The organism is Bradyrhizobium sp., assembly GCF_035570375.1.
GTDB lineage: Bacteria > Pseudomonadota > Alphaproteobacteria > Rhizobiales > Xanthobacteraceae > Bradyrhizobium.
In genome coordinates this window covers 1-16,679 of record NZ_DATMLW010000071.1, presented here as the reverse complement: position 1 = coordinate 16,679, position 16,679 = coordinate 1, and the positions used below count along the sequence as shown (strand labels likewise).

18 protein-coding genes and 1 pseudogene are annotated in these 16,679 nt (G+C 61.3%); 8 read left to right on the top strand and 11 right to left on the bottom strand.

Annotation, left to right across the window (positions count from 1 at the left end; genetic code table 11):
- The first annotated feature begins 47 nt into the window (after positions 1–47).
- On the top strand, positions 48–1,028 hold the full coding sequence (locus tag VNX23_RS07970) for a helix-turn-helix domain-containing protein (protein WP_325628811.1): 981 nt from the start codon (positions 48–50) through the stop codon (positions 1,026–1,028).
- Positions 1,029–1,155: 127 nt separating this feature from the next.
- Here the strand turns inward: VNX23_RS07970 and VNX23_RS07965 are convergent, their stop codons facing one another.
- Positions 1,156–2,343, bottom strand: coding sequence for an adenylate/guanylate cyclase domain-containing protein (locus VNX23_RS07965; RefSeq protein WP_325628809.1), 1,188 nt, complete (start codon positions 2,341–2,343; stop codon positions 1,156–1,158).
- A 202-nt stretch (positions 2,344–2,545) separates the two neighbouring features.
- Positions 2,546–2,776: a hypothetical protein gene (locus VNX23_RS07960; protein ID WP_325628807.1), complete on the bottom strand. Its 231-nt coding sequence runs from the start codon at positions 2,774–2,776 to the stop codon at positions 2,546–2,548.
- A gap of 189 nt (positions 2,777–2,965) precedes the next feature.
- Between VNX23_RS07960 and VNX23_RS07955 the strand changes: the two genes are divergently transcribed.
- Positions 2,966–3,598: a CGNR zinc finger domain-containing protein gene (locus tag VNX23_RS07955; protein WP_325628806.1), complete on the top strand. Its 633-nt coding sequence runs from the start codon at positions 2,966–2,968 to the stop codon at positions 3,596–3,598.
- Positions 3,599–3,776: 178 nt separating this feature from the next.
- On the opposite strand, the gene VNX23_RS07950 is transcribed toward VNX23_RS07955, so the two are convergent.
- On the bottom strand, positions 3,777–6,404 hold the full coding sequence (locus VNX23_RS07950; RefSeq protein WP_414642959.1) for a bifunctional diguanylate cyclase/phosphodiesterase: 2,628 nt from the start codon (positions 6,402–6,404) through the stop codon (positions 3,777–3,779).
- Positions 6,405–6,932: 528 nt separating this feature from the next.
- On the opposite strand from VNX23_RS07950, the gene VNX23_RS07945 reads away from it, so the two are divergent.
- Together VNX23_RS07945 and VNX23_RS07940 are read left to right on the top strand one after the other, a co-directional pair.
- Positions 6,933–7,904: a S1C family serine protease gene (locus VNX23_RS07945; protein ID WP_325628802.1), complete on the top strand. Its 972-nt coding sequence runs from the start codon at positions 6,933–6,935 to the stop codon at positions 7,902–7,904.
- 76 nt (positions 7,905–7,980) lie between these two features.
- Complete coding sequence (locus tag VNX23_RS07940; RefSeq protein ID WP_325628800.1) at positions 7,981–9,060, top strand: phospholipase; 1,080 nt, start codon at positions 7,981–7,983, stop codon at positions 9,058–9,060.
- On the opposite strand, the gene VNX23_RS07935 is transcribed toward VNX23_RS07940, so the two are convergent.
- Positions 9,057–9,797: an SDR family oxidoreductase gene (locus tag VNX23_RS07935; RefSeq protein WP_325628798.1), complete on the bottom strand. Its 741-nt coding sequence runs from the start codon at positions 9,795–9,797 to the stop codon at positions 9,057–9,059. The genes VNX23_RS07940 and VNX23_RS07935 overlap by 4 nt on opposite strands.
- 138 nt (positions 9,798–9,935) lie before the next feature.
- On the opposite strand from VNX23_RS07935, the gene VNX23_RS07930 reads away from it, so the two are divergent.
- Entirely contained in the window at positions 9,936–10,142 is a 207-nt protein-coding gene (locus VNX23_RS07930) for a hypothetical protein (protein ID WP_325628796.1), read from the top strand.
- 36 nt (positions 10,143–10,178) lie between these two features.
- Here VNX23_RS07930 and VNX23_RS07925 read toward each other — a convergent pair whose 3' ends face one another.
- The 6 genes from VNX23_RS07925 to VNX23_RS07900 form a co-directional block, all read right to left on the bottom strand.
- Entirely contained in the window at positions 10,179–10,844 is a 666-nt protein-coding gene (locus tag VNX23_RS07925; RefSeq protein ID WP_325628795.1) for a DsbA family protein, read from the bottom strand.
- Between the two features lie 44 nt (positions 10,845–10,888).
- On the bottom strand, positions 10,889–11,668 hold the full coding sequence (locus tag VNX23_RS07920; protein WP_325628793.1) for a sulfite exporter TauE/SafE family protein: 780 nt from the start codon (positions 11,666–11,668) through the stop codon (positions 10,889–10,891).
- An 89-nt stretch (positions 11,669–11,757) separates the two neighbouring features.
- Positions 11,758–12,480: an LrgB family protein gene (locus tag VNX23_RS07915; protein WP_325628791.1), complete on the bottom strand. Its 723-nt coding sequence runs from the start codon at positions 12,478–12,480 to the stop codon at positions 11,758–11,760.
- The gene (locus tag VNX23_RS07910; RefSeq protein ID WP_325628789.1) at positions 12,473–12,862 is read right to left on the bottom strand and encodes a CidA/LrgA family protein; all 390 of its coding nucleotides are present in this window, start codon (positions 12,860–12,862) and stop codon (positions 12,473–12,475) included. The genes VNX23_RS07915 and VNX23_RS07910 overlap by 8 nt, the downstream gene beginning before the upstream one ends.
- A gap of 55 nt (positions 12,863–12,917) precedes the next feature.
- On the bottom strand, positions 12,918–13,412 hold the full coding sequence (locus VNX23_RS07905) for a PaaI family thioesterase (protein ID WP_325628787.1): 495 nt from the start codon (positions 13,410–13,412) through the stop codon (positions 12,918–12,920).
- Between the two features lie 8 nt (positions 13,413–13,420).
- Positions 13,421–13,855 (bottom strand): acyl-CoA thioesterase, encoded by a 435-nt coding sequence (locus tag VNX23_RS07900; RefSeq protein WP_325628785.1) that lies wholly within the window; start codon positions 13,853–13,855, stop codon positions 13,421–13,423.
- 96 nt (positions 13,856–13,951) lie between these two features.
- On the opposite strand from VNX23_RS07900, the gene VNX23_RS07895 reads away from it, so the two are divergent.
- Complete coding sequence (locus VNX23_RS07895; RefSeq protein ID WP_325628783.1) at positions 13,952–14,503, top strand: TetR/AcrR family transcriptional regulator; 552 nt, start codon at positions 13,952–13,954, stop codon at positions 14,501–14,503.
- 37 nt (positions 14,504–14,540) lie between these two features.
- Here the strand turns inward: VNX23_RS07895 and VNX23_RS07890 are convergent, their stop codons facing one another.
- Positions 14,541–15,011: a hypothetical protein gene (locus VNX23_RS07890; RefSeq protein ID WP_325628781.1), complete on the bottom strand. Its 471-nt coding sequence runs from the start codon at positions 15,009–15,011 to the stop codon at positions 14,541–14,543.
- A 185-nt stretch (positions 15,012–15,196) separates the two neighbouring features.
- Between VNX23_RS07890 and VNX23_RS07885 the strand changes: the two genes are divergently transcribed.
- The gene (locus VNX23_RS07885; RefSeq protein ID WP_325628780.1) at positions 15,197–15,457 is read left to right on the top strand and encodes a PsiF family protein; all 261 of its coding nucleotides are present in this window, start codon (positions 15,197–15,199) and stop codon (positions 15,455–15,457) included.
- Positions 15,458–15,638: 181 nt separating this feature from the next.
- Positions 15,639–16,679 (top strand): annotated as a pseudogene (locus VNX23_RS07880) (AbrB family transcriptional regulator); the annotation flags it as partial.

Genomic DNA, 16,679 nt, shown 5'->3' with positions numbered 1-16,679 from the left:
GCGTGCTATGCTCAAAGCGCCGGTTTTTTGCTGAAAGGTGCGGTGAAATGAATACCGTGCTGACAACGGCCAACGTCGCTGAGCGCAAGCGCTTTCAATTCTGGCAGGACGCCGTCTGCGATACCTTTGTCGAGCTTGATTGCCAGGCGCGCGGCTCGGCGCCGTTCTTTGGCGAGATCACGACCACCGAGTGCGACGATCTGCATTTTTCCACGGTGAATGCGGACGGACAGATCGTCAAGCGCACGCCGACGCGCATCCGCCGTGCCCGCGAAGAAGTGATGCTGGTCAGCCTGCAGGTGCGCGGTGTCGGTGTCATCGCGCAAGACGGCCGCGAGGCTCGGCTTCTTCCCGGCGACTTCGCCTGTTACGACAGCACGCGACCTTACACACTCAATTTTGACGCCGGCTTCGAGCAACTCGTGCTGCACATGCCGCGCGCGGCGATTGTGCGGCGGATCGGCCGCACCGAAGTGTGGACGGCGCGGCGCATCGAGGGCACGAGCCCGGTTGGCTCACTGGTCCTGCCGTTCGTGCAGCGCACGGCATCGATTGTCTCCGACATCGCACCGGCGACCGCGAGCCAGCTTGCGGAAACCTGCCTGTCGCTTGTCACCGCAGCTTTGGGTGAAAAGCTGGGCGAGATCGTCGACGGCGGCAGTTCGGCGCGCACGGCGCTGATCTTCCGCGCCAAAGCGGTCGTCGACAGCAGCCTGCACGATCATGAGCTCAACACCGAACGGGTGGCCCAGCGGGTTGGCATATCGCCGCGCTATTTGCAGGATCTGTTTCACGCCGAGGGCACGACGGTCAGCGATTGGATCTGGCGGCGTCGGCTGGAAAAGAGCCGGCGCGATCTCGCCGATCCGCTGCGCGCGAACGACAGTATCGCGCAAATCGCGCTCGCCTGCGGCTTTGCCGATCTTGGCCATTTCAGCCGTCGCTACAAGGAAGCATTCGGCACCTCGCCGCGCGACGATCGGGCGATGTTGCGGAACAGCCCGCCGCGGACGCCCGGCGACGCTTGACCTGAGCGCTTTTATCGTCCGTCACGCTGCATTCAGACAAGCATAACGATGCCAATGCCGGTTTTCGCAAATCAAATGTTATGCAGTATCGAAACGTTGGAATCCTCTCAGTTCGCGGCAAGGCCTGTTATTGCATCATCGGAGTGAAGATCGGCATCGGCGCCTCGATTCCCCGCAAGACATGTTCGCCGAGCGGATGCCAGACGCAAGCGGGTGTCGCTTCGACAAAGGAAGCCGTGGCCAGCACCGGATGGCCGAGCTTTTTCGTCAGATCCTGCACCCGAACCACCTCGTTGACCGCAGACCCCACCAGCGTGAATTGCAGCCGCTCCGGAACGCCGACATTGCCATAGATGACCCGGCCGAGGTGCATCGATATGCCGAAATCGAAACTGGCGTCGGTTTCCGCCGGCCGCGCACCGAGCCGCCGGCGTGCTTCCTGAGCTGCGGCAAGCGCCCGACCGCAAGCCTCATCCGCGGTGTGCTCAAGTCGAAAGAGGCCAAGAACCGCATCGCCGATCAGCGAGACGACCTCGCCGCCATGCTCGAGCACCGAGGATGCCGTCATCTCGAAATAATGGCCAAGGAGATTCAGAAACTCTTCCGCCGGTAGCCGCTCTGCGAGAGCTGTCGAATAGCGCAAATCGCTGTACCACAAGGCGGCGGTAATCTTTTCCCCGTCGCCGCGCCGGATCAAGCCGTTGAGCACGGACTGGCCCGCACGTTGTCCGAGATAGGCATGGGCCACATTCTGCGCGACGGTTCGTTCGACCTTTGCTTTGAGCGCGATCGCAAGTTCGCGGGTGATACGATTGAGCTGCGCAATTTCTTCATCGGTAAAGCCCGCGGCCCGGTCGCCCACCCAGGAGCAGATGATGCCGCTTTTAGCCGTCTGCTCGAAAGCGACCAGGAAGACGACATAGTCGGTGCCACCAAGGGAGCGAAATTCCTCGAGGACGGCGAAATCGACCAGCGCGGTATCGCCCGTCAATCGACGCCGTAACACCGGCAATCGATGGGCCAGTGCGTGGCCCAGGGGACCATGCACGAACTGGTCGTCGCTGCTCTGCTCAGGGCGAAAATGCTCCACGACGACACCTTGCTGGGCAGTCCAGGTTAAAACGCTGGCGTCGTAGAGCGGATGAAGTATTCGAAAGCCAATCTGACCGCGTAGAATGGGTATGCCTATGCCACGGAGGCGCTGGCAAAGCTCGCCGTAAAGTGTGGCCGGCTCGGAATTCTGCAGCGCCTCGCCGGCGAGCCATTCGACAATGGCATTGCCCAGAACGGCAGTGGCTGCCCGCTTGTTGTCCATGGGCGCCACATTATCAGACAGAGCCCGGATTTTCTGCAATTCCCTTTCGCATCGTCGGCCGATTCGAGAACAACATGAAACGACCGCAAGCGCTTGATTGCCCGGTTCGCTCGGCCGGCGATCTTGCTTGAGCGCCTCGACCGAGATCGCGACTGCGATCGACGGCCGGCCGATGCCAGCTGTCATCGCAATTTATCGGGAGCTATTTTTGCAAGGCGCCCTGTTTCGCCGGGACGTCATCGAACTTGCCGCCCTGGCTGATGAAGAAGATGCACTCGTTCGGCGAAAGTTGCTTGTTTGTCTTCTCGGGAACCGCGCTCGGCTGGCAGTTCGCCCGGCGTCCGGTGCCGTCGGACGGGCCAGCGTGACCCTCAACTTCTCGAAACCGGTTCCAGGGCTTCTCGGCGTTTGTGATCCAAGCGACCGTTTTCATCGGAAGCCTCCGGATTTAATGAGTGATCCGCCACTATCGGAGCTCCCGGAATTAGAGGATGCTCCGTAACCTGCATCGTTGACTTTAAGGGTTACATAGACGATGTACCAACCTGTCAACAGCATTATTAGAGGTTATCGCTATTTTTGGAATTCCATGCGCAGCCCACTCTCCCGGAGCCATTTCCCGATGACAAATTCTCGCCCTGCCCCGATGTTCATTGCCGACGCACGCAGCCTCGACTTCCTGAACACGGTGGCCGCGCCCTCGGGCATCAATATCGAGTGGCTCGGCCATGGCCACGATCTCCTCGCCTGGCTCGAGCAAGCGGGGCTGGTCGAGGCCAGTGTCGCAAAGGCGATGCGAACCAACACCATTCCGGGTGAACTCGACGCGGTCGCCGCGCAGGCGCGCGTCCTGCGCGAGTGGTTTCGCGGCTTCGTGCTCGCGCACGCCGGACGGCAGATCAGCGCAAATGCCTGGTCGGAGTTAGGCCCGTTGAATCGGCACTTGCAGCGCGATGAGGCTTTTTGCGAGATCGTGCGATCAAACGGCGATCCGACCTCGCATCATCATCTGCAATGCCGCTGGAGCCGGCGCTGGCGCACACCGGACACTTTGCTGTTACCGGTGGCACAGGCAATGGCGGACCTCGTCTGTCATGCCGACTTCACCATGGTGAAGAAATGCGAAGGGCCGACCTGCACCATGCTGTTCCTCGATACTACCAAGGGCCACGCGCGGCGCTGGTGCAGCATGGCCGTGTGCGGCAATCGCGCCAAGCAAGCGAGCCACCGCGCGCGCGTGAAAAGTGCCGGCTGACCGGTCCTTCTCGACGCGTGCCGCCCAAATCCCCGCGCAACCGCTCGACAAATTTTTAAAAGGCTTTAGACAGTTACAATTGTAACTTTTTATACGAGGAGTAGGCGGTTATGAGGCGGTTAGCGATGGCAACGGGAATGGCCACGGCGCTTACTCTTGCCAATCGCACGACCGATCATCAGGCGGCGGCGGAAGAGCCTTCGGCCAGCAGCAGGTTCGCCAGCCGTTCGACCGGCACAGCCGGGCTGAACAGATAGCCCTGCATCTCATTGCATCCGAGCCGGCGCAGGATGTCGCGCTGCGCTTCGGTCTCCACGCCTTCCGCCGTCGTGGTCATGCACCGCGCCATGGCCATGTGGACCACGGCCTCGATGATGGGGGAGGAGCCCTCGGCTTCGGCGATGTCGCGAACGAAGCTTCGATCGATCTTGACCTTGTCGAACGGGAAGCGCTGCAGATAGCTCAGGGAAGAATAGCCCGTGCCGAAATCATCCAGCGCGATCCGCACACCCAGGCCCCGAAGCTGATGAAGCACGGACAGAGCCTCCTCGTCGTCGCGGATCAGCACCGCCTCGGTTATCTCGAGTTCCAAGCGATCGGGAGCAAGGCCGGATTCCGCGAGCGCAGCCGCGACCCTGAGGGCGAGCGTTCCAGACTTGAACTGGAGCGGTGAGACGTTCACGGCAAGCTTGATCCCCTCGGGCCATTGCGCGGCGTCGCCGCAGGCTTTCCGCAGCACCCATTCGCCCAACTCGATGATCAAACCGGTCTCCTCTGCCACCGGAATGAACTCGGCTGGAGAAATCGTGCCGCGGCCGGGATGACGCCAGCGCAGCAAGGCCTCGCAGCCCGTCACCATATTGCCTGCCAGATCAAGGACAGGTTGATAATGAACTTCGAAGCCGCCGTTCGCCAACGCGTCTTTCAGGTCGGCCTCCAGGGCACGCCGCGTCTTCATGCGCGCATCCATTTCCGGAACGAAGAAGCGGAAGGTTCGTCGTCCGCCGGCCTTGACGGCGTACATCGCAAGGTCGGCGTTCTTGAGCAGTTCTTCCAGGCTTTTCCCGTGGTCGGGAGCGATAGCGATTCCGATGCTGGCGTCTGCCGAGACTTCGTGACCAAGGCATTTCGCGGGTCGGCGTATCGTCCGGTGAATGTTCTCGACGAGGGCGACGATCTCTGTCTCATCGGTAAAATCAACCTTGACGATCGCGAATTCGTCCCCTCCCAGCCGCGCGACGAAGTCGTTCGGTCCCACGCATGCCCTCAGACGCAAGGCAACCGACTTTAACAACTCATCTCCGACGTGATGGCCGAGCGAGTCGTTGACGGATTTGAATTCATCGACGTCGATGAAGAGGATGGCGAAGCGCTCGGCCGGCGCGAGATTGGCCAGCTTGTGCTCGACGCGTTCGCGGAACAACGTCCGGTTCGGCAGATCCGTGAGCGCGTCATAATACGCCAGATGAGCCATTCTCTCCTGGGTCCGGACACGCTCCGTGACATCCTCGTGAGTGACCAGCCATCCGCCATCGGCAATCGGCTCGGTCTTGATATCCACCAGCCGGCCGTCCGAGGTCGCCACGAGCTTGCTGCCGGAGCTATCCTTGCTGCGCAACACCTCCTCGCAATATTGCTCGACGTCCCCGGGTAGCGAACCGGTCGCCTTGCGGTGACGTATCACGTCACGAAGCGTGCAACCCGGCCTGACCACGTCAGGCGACAGATGGTACATCTCGATGTATCTGGCGTTGCATACGATCAGCCGCGCGGATGCATCGAACAGCAGGAGACCTTGCGTCATGTTGTTGATGGCAGTGTCGAGCCGATGCTTCTGGATGCTCAAACGCCGTTGCGCCGCCTGATGCTGGGATCTCATCAGGCGAAACATCAGACCAAGCGTAGCGGCTATGACGCCGAGCGACATCAATGCGGCGCTGATGAAGAGCTTGGTCTGCAACCGCCAGGCCAACAGGGTCGAATCGACAGTCCTGGTTGCAACGACCAGGAGAGGCGTTGAAGAAAGCATTCGAGAGGAAACCAGACGGTCCTTGCCGTCGATCGGACTGCTAAGTCTGCCGGTCAGATGAGACCCGTCGAAGAAAGCCCTCTGCAGCGCAGAGCCTTTCTTGAAATTTTGTCCGATCAAGGCTTCGACATGAGGATATCGGGCCAGTAATGAGCCGTCCCGATGATGCAGCGCTATGGTCGCATCCTCGCCGAGACTGGCGGAGGCGAAAAAAGTCTCCAGGAGAAGCGGGCTAATCGCGCGGGTGACCACGCCCAGGAACTCCCGGTTCGGTCCCGAAATCCGTCTGGCAAAGACGATCGCTTGCGAATGTTCGGAAAGACGGCTCGGAACGATCTCGACGGCCACCTCGAGCGCCGGATCTGTCGCCAATTTCATGAAGTAGGCGCGATCGGCGATGTTGATCTCCGGGACCGGCCAGATCCGGGACGAATTGATGAGGATGCCTTTGCTATCGAACACATTGGAACCGGCCACGTCTGTCCAGCCATCCACCTTCGCCCGCAGCTTCTCATGGACGGCGAGAGTTGCCATTTCGCCCCGGAAAATGTCGGGTGAGGTAATGCCGCTCGACTCGAGTTCCGCAATGATGAGTTTTTGCGGAATCGAAAAGTCCCCGAACTGCTGGTCGAAATGACGCACGAGAAGCAGGACGGCACTCTCCAGGCCATCCTTGCCATTCTCGATCGCGTTCTCCCTGAATTTGTCGATCGACAGCACCGTTGCAACGGCAATTGCAACCATGAGAGCGAGACCGCACACCAAAAGCCATAGCATTGGCGCGCGCGGGGCGATTTCCTGCTCAATCGGGAATGATGCTCGAGGTTCTGTGACCTCCGAGATCATCGCAACGTTCTGCATGCTTTCCTCCCGGCGCCAGTTGGGCAGAAAGGACAGAACATCAAGTTAGGATTCAAAGTTGACGATCTGTTAATCTCGCGAGCCAGGTGAGGCTTTCGCCGCTCCCGTCTTGAAAAGCCCGGACATCTTCGCACCATCCAGAGCAGATCGAGAGCTGTTGGAAGGCCGTTTTCGAATTTCGCTCGAAACTTGATGCTGGCGAACAGCTTTCGGTCGATCGACAATCGACCGGCCCTGGAAACCAATGTCTCCGTGGCGTCCGGCAGTTGGGGCACGCAATCGTCATTGACAAATTGCCAGAGAAGTCTGGTTTTTCGCACCTTGCGAGAGAAAAGAGACAGCATCGAACACTTTCCTGACCGGCTTTTGCGACATAAGATCGTAGCCGCCATTGCGCGCAGCTGATCGCCTCGTTCCTGGGAACACGCGCGCCAGGAGAGCTCCATGCCAGCTTTGACCGATTGGAAAGTTCCGCCGGCCTATCAGCCCCGCGCAGGCGACTATGGTTTCGATCTCGATCGCGCGCTTTCCTCTATAGTCGGCCTGCACTCCATCGTCCCGGCCGACGCCTTTAGCGCCGACACGCTCGGGACAGAGCGCGCAGGCAATGGCGTCTTGATCGACGACGGGCTGGTGCTGACCATCGGTTATCTGATAACCGAGGCTGAAGCCGTATGGTTGCACCTTGGCGACGGTCGGGTGGTGGAAGGCCACGCGCTCGGTTTCGATTCGGTGACGGGCTTCGGTCTGGTGCAGGCGCTCGGTCGCATCGACCTCGATCCGCTGTCGCTTGGCTCCTCGGCTGCAGCCGAGATCGGTGATCGCGTCGTGATGGGCGGCGTCGGCGGACGCGTGCGCTCAGTTGCCAGCCAAATCGTCGCACGACAGGAATTTGCCGGTTATTGGGAATACATGCTTGACGACGCGATCTTCACCCACCCCGCCCATCCGAATTGGGGCGGCACCGGTCTGATTTCGAACCGCGGCGAGCTTATCGGCATCGGCTCGCTCCAGCTCGAGCGCGAGCGAGAAGGCAAGGCCGAGCACGTCAACATGGTCGTCCCGATCGACCTGCTCAAGCCGGTGCTCGACGACTTGCGCAAATTCGGCCGCGTCAACCGCCCGGCGCGCCCGTGGCTCGGCATGTATTCGACGGAGATCGACAACAAGGTCGTCGTCGTCGGGGTCTCGGCGAAAGGACCGGCAGCGGCTGCCGAACTCAAGGCCGGGGACGTCATCCTCGCCGTCAACCGGGAAAAGGTAACAAGTCAGGCGGGATTTTATCGGAAACTCTGGTCGCTCGGATCTGCCGGCGTGGACGTGCCACTCACCGTGTACCATGAGGGCGTTACTTTCGATGTCGTGCTGACCTCGACCGACCGTGCCAAGCTGCTCAAGGCGCCGCGTCTGCATTGAGGGTTGAACGAAAAGAGCGAGCCCGCACCGCGCCAGATCGCGCGTGAACCAACAGGCGAAACAGGAACGAGCGCCCATGAGCGAGGCCGTGGTGGACGACATCGTGGCCGTACTGCCGCCCTTGCTGCAATCGCTCGAAGCCCTTGGCTTCATCGTCCGCCATCTCAACCCGCCGGATTTCGATCGAGTCATGGACGCCGCAGGCCAGCCAGACGAGGTCTTGAAAGCGGCCCGTTCACGGCTTTGCAATTGGCCGGAATCGTTTGCAACAGTCAGGGCTTCGCTTGAGAGCGCTTGCGAGGCTGCGCTGGCTGCCTTCGAAGGTCTGCGCGAGGTGCAGCATGGCCATGGCGACCTGACGGCCGTGTTCCGTGCACTCCGCCACGTTCCCCGCGCGCAGGAGGCGCTCTATCCCCTCGCGGAAAAACTGCCACCGGTGAACAGCTTCTTTGTCAATCCGGAATTTCGCAATGACGCCGGGCTGCTGGCGCGCCTCTCAGGACCCGCGGACGGAGACACCGGAATCATTCACGACCACAATGAGCCCGGCAGCCGCGGCGGCTTCTCGCTCTACATTCCCGAATATTACACGGCCGACCGCAGCTGGCCGCTCGTGATGGCGTTGCACGGCGGCAGCGGCAACGGTCGCAGATTTCTTTGGAGCTGGCTGCGCGATGCACGCACGCTCGGTGCCATCCTGGCCGCTCCCACCGCGACGGGAGGCACCTGGGCGCTGATGGGGGAAGATGCCGACACGCCAAACCTGGCCCGCATTCTCGATCTCGTGCGGGTGCGCTGGAACGTCGATCCCACAAAACTGCTGCTGACGGGGATGAGCGATGGCGGTACGTTCTGCTACGTCAGCGGTCTCGAAAGCACGTCTCCATTCACCCACCTTGCTCCTGTTTCAGCGACTTTCCACCCGCTGATGGCAGAGATGGCGGATGCAGAAAGGTTGCGCGGCCTGCCTATCCATATCGTGCATGGCCGGCTCGACTGGATGTTCCCCGTGCAGGTAGCGCGGCAAACGCGCGACATGTTGGCGGCGGCCGGCGCCAACGTCGCCTATCGCGAGCTTGACGATCTCAGCCATTGCTATCCGCAGGAGTTGAACGCGCCGATCCTCAACTGGTTGGCGGCAACCTCCAACGCCTAAACCAGACCGCCATTGGCGCGCAGCACTTGACCGTTGATCCATCCCCCATCTGGACTCACGAGGAGGGAAACGACGGATGCGATATCCTCCGGTGTGCCGATGCGTTCCATCGGAGTCATCTTCGCCATGCGCTCGATCAGTTCGGGCGATTTGCCGGTCAGGAAGAGTTCGGTCGCGACCGGACCCGGAGCCACGGCATTGACCGTGATGTTGCGACCGCGCAATTCCTTCGAAAGAATCGCGGTCATCGTTTCCACCGCGGCCTTGGTCGCGGCATAAATGCTGTAGGTCTCGAGCTTGGTCCCCACCACGCTGGTCGAGAAATTGACGATCCGGCCTCCATCGCGCAGGCGCCTCGCCGCCTCACGCATGCCGTAGAAGCTGCCTTTGAGGTTGACGGCGATCTGCTGATCCAACGATGCGTCGTCGCTGTCGGCGAGCCTCGCCAGCTTCATGATGCCGGCATTGTTGACGAGCACATCGATGCCGCCGAATGCCCGTTCCGCTGCGTCAAACATGCCTCGGATCGCATCAGGATCGCTCACATCGGCTTTGGCGGCGAGCGCCCGTCCGCCTCTCGCTTCGATCTGATGAACGAGCGTCTTGGCGGGACCTGCGTTGGACGAATAGTTGATAATGACGGCAAGGCCGTCGCGGGCCAGCCGCTCCGCCACCGCGGCGCCGATCCCGCGCGAGGCCCCGGTCACGATGGCGACCTTGTTTGCCTTGTCGGTCATGTTGCCTCCTTGTCGCAATGAGACGCACTATATTGAATTGTTGAAGAATCCTGTTTCAAGGTCTGTTTGCGTGAGGTCAAGTGCGAGGGAACCATCTCCGCCCCGACGACGTTGTCGGCCATCACCGGAGGGTATGCGATGCGCGTTTTCCTTGGAATGATCTTGGGTGCGCTTCTTCTTGTGCTCTGCGTCTATGTCTATGATTCGCAATCGACATCGTCCGTCGCCAATGGCCAGAACGCGTCCATCAGCCGCACCATCGTCAATTGGGACGTTGCCGCTGCCGACTGGCACGCAGTGAAAACACGCGTTCATCAGGACTGGATCAGACTGTCGTCGCGGTAGTCACTGTCGCCGCGGGTCGCAGCTGCCGATCCCTGTCTATTTCCTCGCAGCCATCGCCTTGCGGGCGTCGGCGATGGCTTGGCCGAACTGGGCCATCGTCAGCACGCCGGGCACCCGAAACTTGCCGACAATGAAGGATGGCGTGCCTCTGAACTCGAACGCAACGGCCTGATCCTTGTTGCGCGAGACGACGGCGTCGATCGCCGCAGAATTGCTGGCAAGATCCTTGTCGAGGCGGTCGAGGTCGATGCCTGCACCCGCCAATACCTCGCGGATTCGCGCCTCTGTCAGCTTGGAATTGACGGCGATCAGCGCGTCATGTGCTTGAATGAATTTGTCCTGGTATTTGCTCGCAAGTACCATGTGCGCGGCCGTCACCGAGGCCGGCCCAAGGATCGGCCAATCCTTGAATACCAATCTGACCTTGCCGTCGTCCTGCACCACCTGCCGCAATTCGGGTTCGAGCTTGCGGCAATAAGGGCATTGATAATCGAAATATTCGACGATCGTGATGTCGCCAGCGGGATTTCCAGCGGCCGGGATATCCGGATCGCGCAACACGAGAGCTTCGGTGAGCACGTCGTCGCGCTGTGCAAGCGAGCGTCGAGGAAAAATCGCAGCCGCACCCGTACCGAGCAGGCCCAAGGCCTGACGGCGGGTCCGTTGTCGATAGGGCCGGTTCGACTCGCTCGATGTAGTCATTTCGCCTCTCCAAACTGCCTGCAGCGCACGCTTCTTCAATACGCTCACAATGCTGTCAAGTTACGCACCAACATATAAATCGCCACCGCGATGACGACGGCGGCAAAGATGATATTGAGCGCGCCGCGCCGCTCGGACAGCGAACGCGCGGAGCGAGTTCCGGCCAACCCGCCGAGCAGACCGCCACCGATGAACAAGCCAGCCAGCTCCCATGAGATCAATCCAGACCAGGCGTAGCTCGCCGCCGTGGTCAGGCCGAATGCGGTCACAGCCACCAGCGACGAACTGACGGCGTTAATGATCGGCATGCCGGTCGCCAGCATCAAGGAGGGTACGATCAGAAATCCGCCGCCGATGCCGAAGAAACCCGACAACGTCCCGGTGGCAAGGCCGAGCCCGACGATCGCGGGCATGTTGTCCCAACTCATCTGCGCTTCAGGCAGGCCTGGACGCGACCGCGTCCTGAGCATCAGAACGGCGATCACCAGCATGAGAAGCGCAAACAGCGCGAGCAATTTTCTCCCGTCGAGCAGCTTGCCGAAAATTGTGCCGATGAACGCTCCGATGATTCCCGCAGCGGCGAAGGTGAGCGCGCATGACCATCGCACCGTACCGCCGCGCGCGTGATTTGAAAGATTGAGCGCCGCATTGACCGCCACCGCAATCGCGCTGGTTCCAATCGCAACGTGCGCGTCAGCCACTCCAACCACGTAGACCATCAGCGGCACCGCCAGGATCGATCCGCCGCCTCCGATCAGGCCCAGCGAGAACCCGACCAGGGCTCCCGACGCCAGTCCGAGCACAGCTTGCATCGCGGAGATCACCAAGAAAGTCACCTTGCATTTTGCCTATCCGACGGTAGAGGGAAATTCCGCGAATCACCATGCCAGCTTCGGAATTACTGCAATGAAGATCAGCGCAAAAGCAGCGTCACTGCCAAGGGCACCAGCAGCGATGTGACGAGCGCGTTCAGGCTCATGGCGATCCCGGCGAAGACGCCTGCGACCTCATCGACCTGAAACGCCCGCGCGGTGCCGATGCCGTGGGCTGCGATGCCGACGGCAAAGCCGCGCGCGCGGTAATCCACAATCCTCATGCGGTTCATCAACGGCGTAACCGCGATCGCGCCCATGATGCCCGTAAGAATGACCGCAACTGCCGTCAGCGACGGATCGGCATGCAGCGTCTCGCTGATGCCCATGGCGACGCCGGCGGTGACCGATTTCGGCGCCATCGACAGGATCACCGCGCGGGGCAAGCCGACACCTTCCGCCAGCAGCACGACCGAAGCGACCGCGGTGACGGAGCCAACGGCGAGCGCCACCAGCATCGGCAGGATCGCCGACAGCACCACCTTGCGATTCTCATAAAGCGGCACTGCCAGCGCCACTGTCGCAGGCCCAAGCAAGAAATGCACGAATTGGGCGCCGGCGAAATAGGTCGTATAGGACGTGCCGGTTAAGAGCAGGAATCCTCCGATGATCCACATCGAATGCAGCACGGGATTTGCCAGCGGATGCCGATGGGTCTTGAGCGAAACCTCGTCGGCGAGCGCGTAAACCAGCAAGGTTACCGTCAGCCAGAGAAGCGGCGACTGTGAAAGATAGACCCACAATGAGAACGGATTTTCATTCATCGAGGGGCCGCCGATGCGCCATCAGCCGGCTGGCGAGGAGAAAGGTCGCGACCGTCACCAGCAGGGTCACGATCACCGAGATCGCAAGCACGGCCAGAAAAGCGATGCCATGTTCGGCAATGAGATCGAGCTTTTGCACGACGCCGACACCGGCGGGAACAAAGAGCAGCGACAGATTGGCCAGCATCACGCGGCTGGCCTGTTCCACGCCATCGCCCTGCAGCGGGCCGCGCCCCAGCACAGCGAAGCGATCGCGCGCCAGCAGCAGGCCGAGAAGAAGCATGAGACCGATCACCGGGCCCGGAATCGGAAAGCCCAGGCCGCGCACGAAAACCTCACCGGCAAGTTGGCACAGCAGGATCAGGCTGAGGCTTGCTATCATGCGGATTCCGCGGGCAACAAATCTGCAGCAAGCAAATGATCCCGGCGCGCGCTTGTCAATGACCTCTGAATTTCCTGGCGGCGGCGGCTCCCGGCTGCAATCCTGCAGGCTCGCGCGGTGGCAGCGCGATGAGTGTTCCGGTCATGGTTGCGACCAGCGTATCGGTGCCCTTTTGTATCGCGAAGGCGCGGGCCTCGCACACTGTCAATGTGCGGCCCGGCTTGATGACATTTGCACGAAAACAGAATTGCTCACCCTTCCCCGGTGCCAGCAAGTTGGTCTTGAATTCGACCGTCAGAATGTCGGACAGGGGCGGCATCAGCGTGTAGGCGGCGATGCCGCAGGCGTTGTCGAGCCCTGCCGTGAGGATACCCGCGTGGATGAACCCGTTCTGCTGGCTCCAGTCGGCCGAATACAGCATCGAGAGTTCCACCTCGCCGGGCTCGAGCCGCACGATCGAAATGCCGAGCGTGCGCATCGCCCGCTGCCGATCGAAGGTGGAAATGGCTGATGCGCGATACTCGGGATTTTTCGGCTCAAAGTGCAGCATGTCTGCGCTCACGCCTCAAGGGATTGGGGAACAGCCACGTGATCCTGGATCTGCCTGCGGAGCTGGGCACCAAACGGCGTCGACTTGCGTGTTCGCCGGTCCAGATGGACGCCGGTGATCTCGCATGCGGCAGCGATCTCTCCGGTCTCGGCATTTCGCATCTCATGCCGGAACCGGATCGACTTATCGCCGATGTCGAGCACCACGCTTCTGACCTCAACGAGGTCACCGGCCAGCAATTCGCGTTTGTAGCTGATGTTTTGCTGAACCGCCGCCATGCCATGGCCGGATTGGCGCAGATAGGTCGGGGTAAGTCCGATGCGGGCAAACAGATTCCAGTTGGCCTCGTCGAATTTGCCGACATACCACATGATGTTCATGTGGCCGACGTGATCGCATTGCCATGGATAGACCGTGCCCCGGTAGGTGGCGTCCGATTCCATTGGGTTGCGCCCGATTCTTCGATTCTGATACGGTAGCGTATCATGGCTGGGGTAGGTTAGCAATACGGCACCGTATCAAAAAAGGGCAGACGCACGATGACCGATGGCAGGGCTGAGGTCTGGATCGAGGCCGGGATCAGGGAAATCGCGAGGTCGGGCGTTGACGGTGTTCGGGTCGAGGTGCTGGCCAAGAACCTCGGGGTCACCAAAGGCGGCTTTTACCGGCGCTTCCGCGACCGCGCGGCTCTGCTCGATGGCATTCTGCAAAGCTGGAGCGCGGGCCGAATTGCGGCGATCGAACAACAGACCAGCCTCGATGGCACCAGCGCGCGCGAGCGGCTGAAGACACTGGTCCGGCTCTATTCGGAGCGTGTTAGTCCGGAAGGCATGGCGGTTGAACTGGCCATCCGGCAATGGGCTCGAACCGACCAGGCGGCGGCCGATGCCGTCGCGCGCGTTGACGCAGCGCGGCTCGAGAACGTCGCCCTGCTCTATCGCGCCACCGGTGTTTCGCTGGAGGAGGCGGACGCGCGAGCCTTCCTGTTTTACTGCTTCATCTTCGGCCAGAGCCTGTTGTTTCTCGAACGCGGGCCGCGCAAGCGCGCCCAGCTGGTGGCGCGGTCCGCCGAAAAACTGCTCGGTGAGTGAAAACGCGGCTGGCAAGAGAACCGGCCGCGTATGTTTTCTAGGCAGCGCCCTTCAGTCGCTTGTTGCATTCGCTGTAATAGCCGCCGCCCTTCTGGATCCACTTCAAGCCACCATTGCCATTGGTTGCCTTGTTGGCATTGTACTGGTCGACGCAGGTGTGCATGCGCGCCTTGCCGGCGGTTTCCTTCGAGTATTTCGGATCGACCGCAGGCGGGAATATCGCCGGACCAGTGGGCGCGGCCGCGGGCGCTGCTTCCCTTTTCGCTTCCTTCGGGGGGGCAGGTGCTGCCGGAGCGGCAGGCGCAGCAACTGGTGAGGCGTCCGCTCCGCACTGGGCTTTGCGGAAATCATTCCACTTCTGGCCGCCGAGCGTGCCCGCGGCCTTGGCTGCCTGATATTTCGCGCTGCATTCCTGTGTGGTCAGGGCCTGCGCCGGCGTCATCGCTGCGAGCGCGGCCAAACCTGACACCGCCGCGACTGCGCACAATAATTTGGCATTGATCGTCATCCTCAACCTCCCTGGGGCATGGCTGGTCTAAGTTCCCCATCCTAGCGTAGCGAAGCCATGTGACAACGGCTATCGGGGGTTGCGCAAAAATATCGCGCCGCGCTGCATCGTTGATCCCGAGGTCATTCATCGGCCGTTCAGCATCGCAGCGCGACTTTGGCCCCTCTTCAACTCGAGGTGCTTCCATGACGACGACATATTCCCGCGCGGCTGCCACAGCCCTTGCGTCCCTTCTGTTGTTTGCAAGCCCGGCTTTTGCGCAAACCGCCGCCCCCGCCGCCAAGAGCGATTCGGCAGCACCCGCTGCCAGCGACAAAAAGATGGCAAAGCCGCGCACCGCCGCGTCGCTTGAATGCTCCAAGGAAGCTGACGCCAAGGGACTTCACGGCAAGGAGCGCAAGAAATTCCGCGCCGAATGCAAGAAGGCCGCGGAGGAGAAAAAGTAATTCTACCTTTCGTCTTGTCAGCCATCCTCCCTCGCAGAGGGAGGATGGCTCGCATAGTAACGTGATTCTACCTGCCGCTCATACACGATCGGCTCTGCATCGGAGCAGGCTTTTTCAGCGTGCATTGCTGCACTCGCGTCGGCGCATTTGCGCGCTGCAAACGGATTTGACATAAGGCGGCGTGAGCCGAACCCTTGCATCGATGACGCATGCTCTTCCCGGCCGCGCCAGGACCCTTCAAGTCCTTGAAACGCTCGCGATCGGCACGATCGGCGGCGTTTTGTTTCTTTTGATAGGGTTGCCGGGCGGCTTGATTTCGGGGGCGATGATGGCGGTCGGCATCGCCGTCATGATGGGACGGCCGCTTGCCGTGCCGCCTACTCTGACGCAGGCCTGCTGGTGCTGCTCGGGATTTCGCTGGGCTCGCTGATGTCGCGGCACCTCCTCCAGCACGTCGGTGCCTATCCTCTCACGATCGGACTTTTGGCGATTGCGACCTTCTTCACCACATTCGGGGCAAGCTTCTACCTGCAACGCGTCCATGGCTGGGACAAAACCTCGGCGTTTCTGGCCGCAAGCCCGGGGGCGCTGTCGCAAATCACCATCCTGGCCATCGAGAAACACGCCGACGTCTCGGGGATTGCGGTGGTGCAGACGCTCCGCGTAATCGCCCTGACCGCGGCGCTGCCGCTGGTGCTGGCGCTGACCGGGATGACATCCTCTTCCGCACCCACATTGCCCATGAGCGTCGCCTCGCCGCTTGGGCTCGCAGGCTTGATCGGGGCATCGGTATCCACCGCGCTGCTGCTCAGGATAGCAAAATTTCCGGCGAGCTGGATGTTCGGCGCCATGATCGGATCGAGCGTGCTGCACGGCGCCGGGCTGATCGATGGCGGTCTGCCGCCGGTTTTGCGCGGCCTTGCACTGATCGGGATCGGCACGCTGATCGGCTCGCGCTTCGCACGCATGAAGTCAAAAACCCTTCTCGGCCACATCCATGCGGCGCTGGGCGCCTTCGCCATCGCGATCGGGATATCCGCAGTCTTCGTCGCGGTGATCGCGCTGACCACCAATGTGCGGCTCGCCGACATTCTCGTCGCCTACGCGCCGGGCGCGATGGATGCGATGCTGGCGCTGGCGCTGACGCTGCATATCGACCCGATCTTCGTCGGCGCGCATCACCTGTCGCGCTTCGTGTTCGTCACCATCGCAACGCCCGGCA

Bases quoted from the DNA above. Each gene is read 5' to 3' on its own strand.
- VNX23_RS07950 (WP_414642959.1), bottom strand. From the start codon at position 6,404: ATGCTATGGCTTTTGGTGTGCGGTCTCGCTCTCATGGTTGCAATTGCC.
- VNX23_RS07940 (WP_325628800.1), top strand. From the start codon at position 7,981: ATGAGCGAGGCCGTGGTGGACGACATCGTGGCCGTACTGCCGCCCTTG.
- VNX23_RS07890 (WP_325628781.1), bottom strand. From the start codon at position 15,011: ATGACGATCAATGCCAAATTATTGTGCGCAGTCGCGGCGGTGTCAGGT.
- VNX23_RS07905 (WP_325628787.1), bottom strand. From the start codon at position 13,412: ATGCTGCACTTTGAGCCGAAAAATCCCGAGTATCGCGCATCAGCCATT.
- VNX23_RS07925 (WP_325628795.1), bottom strand. From the start codon at position 10,844: ATGACTACATCGAGCGAGTCGAACCGGCCCTATCGACAACGGACCCGC.
- VNX23_RS07955 (WP_325628806.1), top strand. From the start codon at position 2,966: ATGACAAATTCTCGCCCTGCCCCGATGTTCATTGCCGACGCACGCAGC.
- VNX23_RS07965 (WP_325628809.1), bottom strand. From the start codon at position 2,343: ATGGACAACAAGCGGGCAGCCACTGCCGTTCTGGGCAATGCCATTGTC.
- VNX23_RS07930 (WP_325628796.1), top strand. From the start codon at position 9,936: ATGCGCGTTTTCCTTGGAATGATCTTGGGTGCGCTTCTTCTTGTGCTC.
- VNX23_RS07915 (WP_325628791.1), bottom strand. From the start codon at position 12,480: ATGAATGAAAATCCGTTCTCATTGTGGGTCTATCTTTCACAGTCGCCG.
- VNX23_RS07960 (WP_325628807.1), bottom strand. From the start codon at position 2,776: ATGAAAACGGTCGCTTGGATCACAAACGCCGAGAAGCCCTGGAACCGG.
- VNX23_RS07885 (WP_325628780.1), top strand. From the start codon at position 15,197: ATGACGACGACATATTCCCGCGCGGCTGCCACAGCCCTTGCGTCCCTT.
- VNX23_RS07970 (WP_325628811.1), top strand. From the start codon at position 48: ATGAATACCGTGCTGACAACGGCCAACGTCGCTGAGCGCAAGCGCTTT.
- VNX23_RS07910 (WP_325628789.1), bottom strand. From the start codon at position 12,862: ATGATAGCAAGCCTCAGCCTGATCCTGCTGTGCCAACTTGCCGGTGAG.
- VNX23_RS07945 (WP_325628802.1), top strand. From the start codon at position 6,933: ATGCCAGCTTTGACCGATTGGAAAGTTCCGCCGGCCTATCAGCCCCGC.
- VNX23_RS07900 (WP_325628785.1), bottom strand. From the start codon at position 13,855: ATGGAATCGGACGCCACCTACCGGGGCACGGTCTATCCATGGCAATGC.
- VNX23_RS07895 (WP_325628783.1), top strand. From the start codon at position 13,952: ATGACCGATGGCAGGGCTGAGGTCTGGATCGAGGCCGGGATCAGGGAA.
- VNX23_RS07935 (WP_325628798.1), bottom strand. From the start codon at position 9,797: ATGACCGACAAGGCAAACAAGGTCGCCATCGTGACCGGGGCCTCGCGC.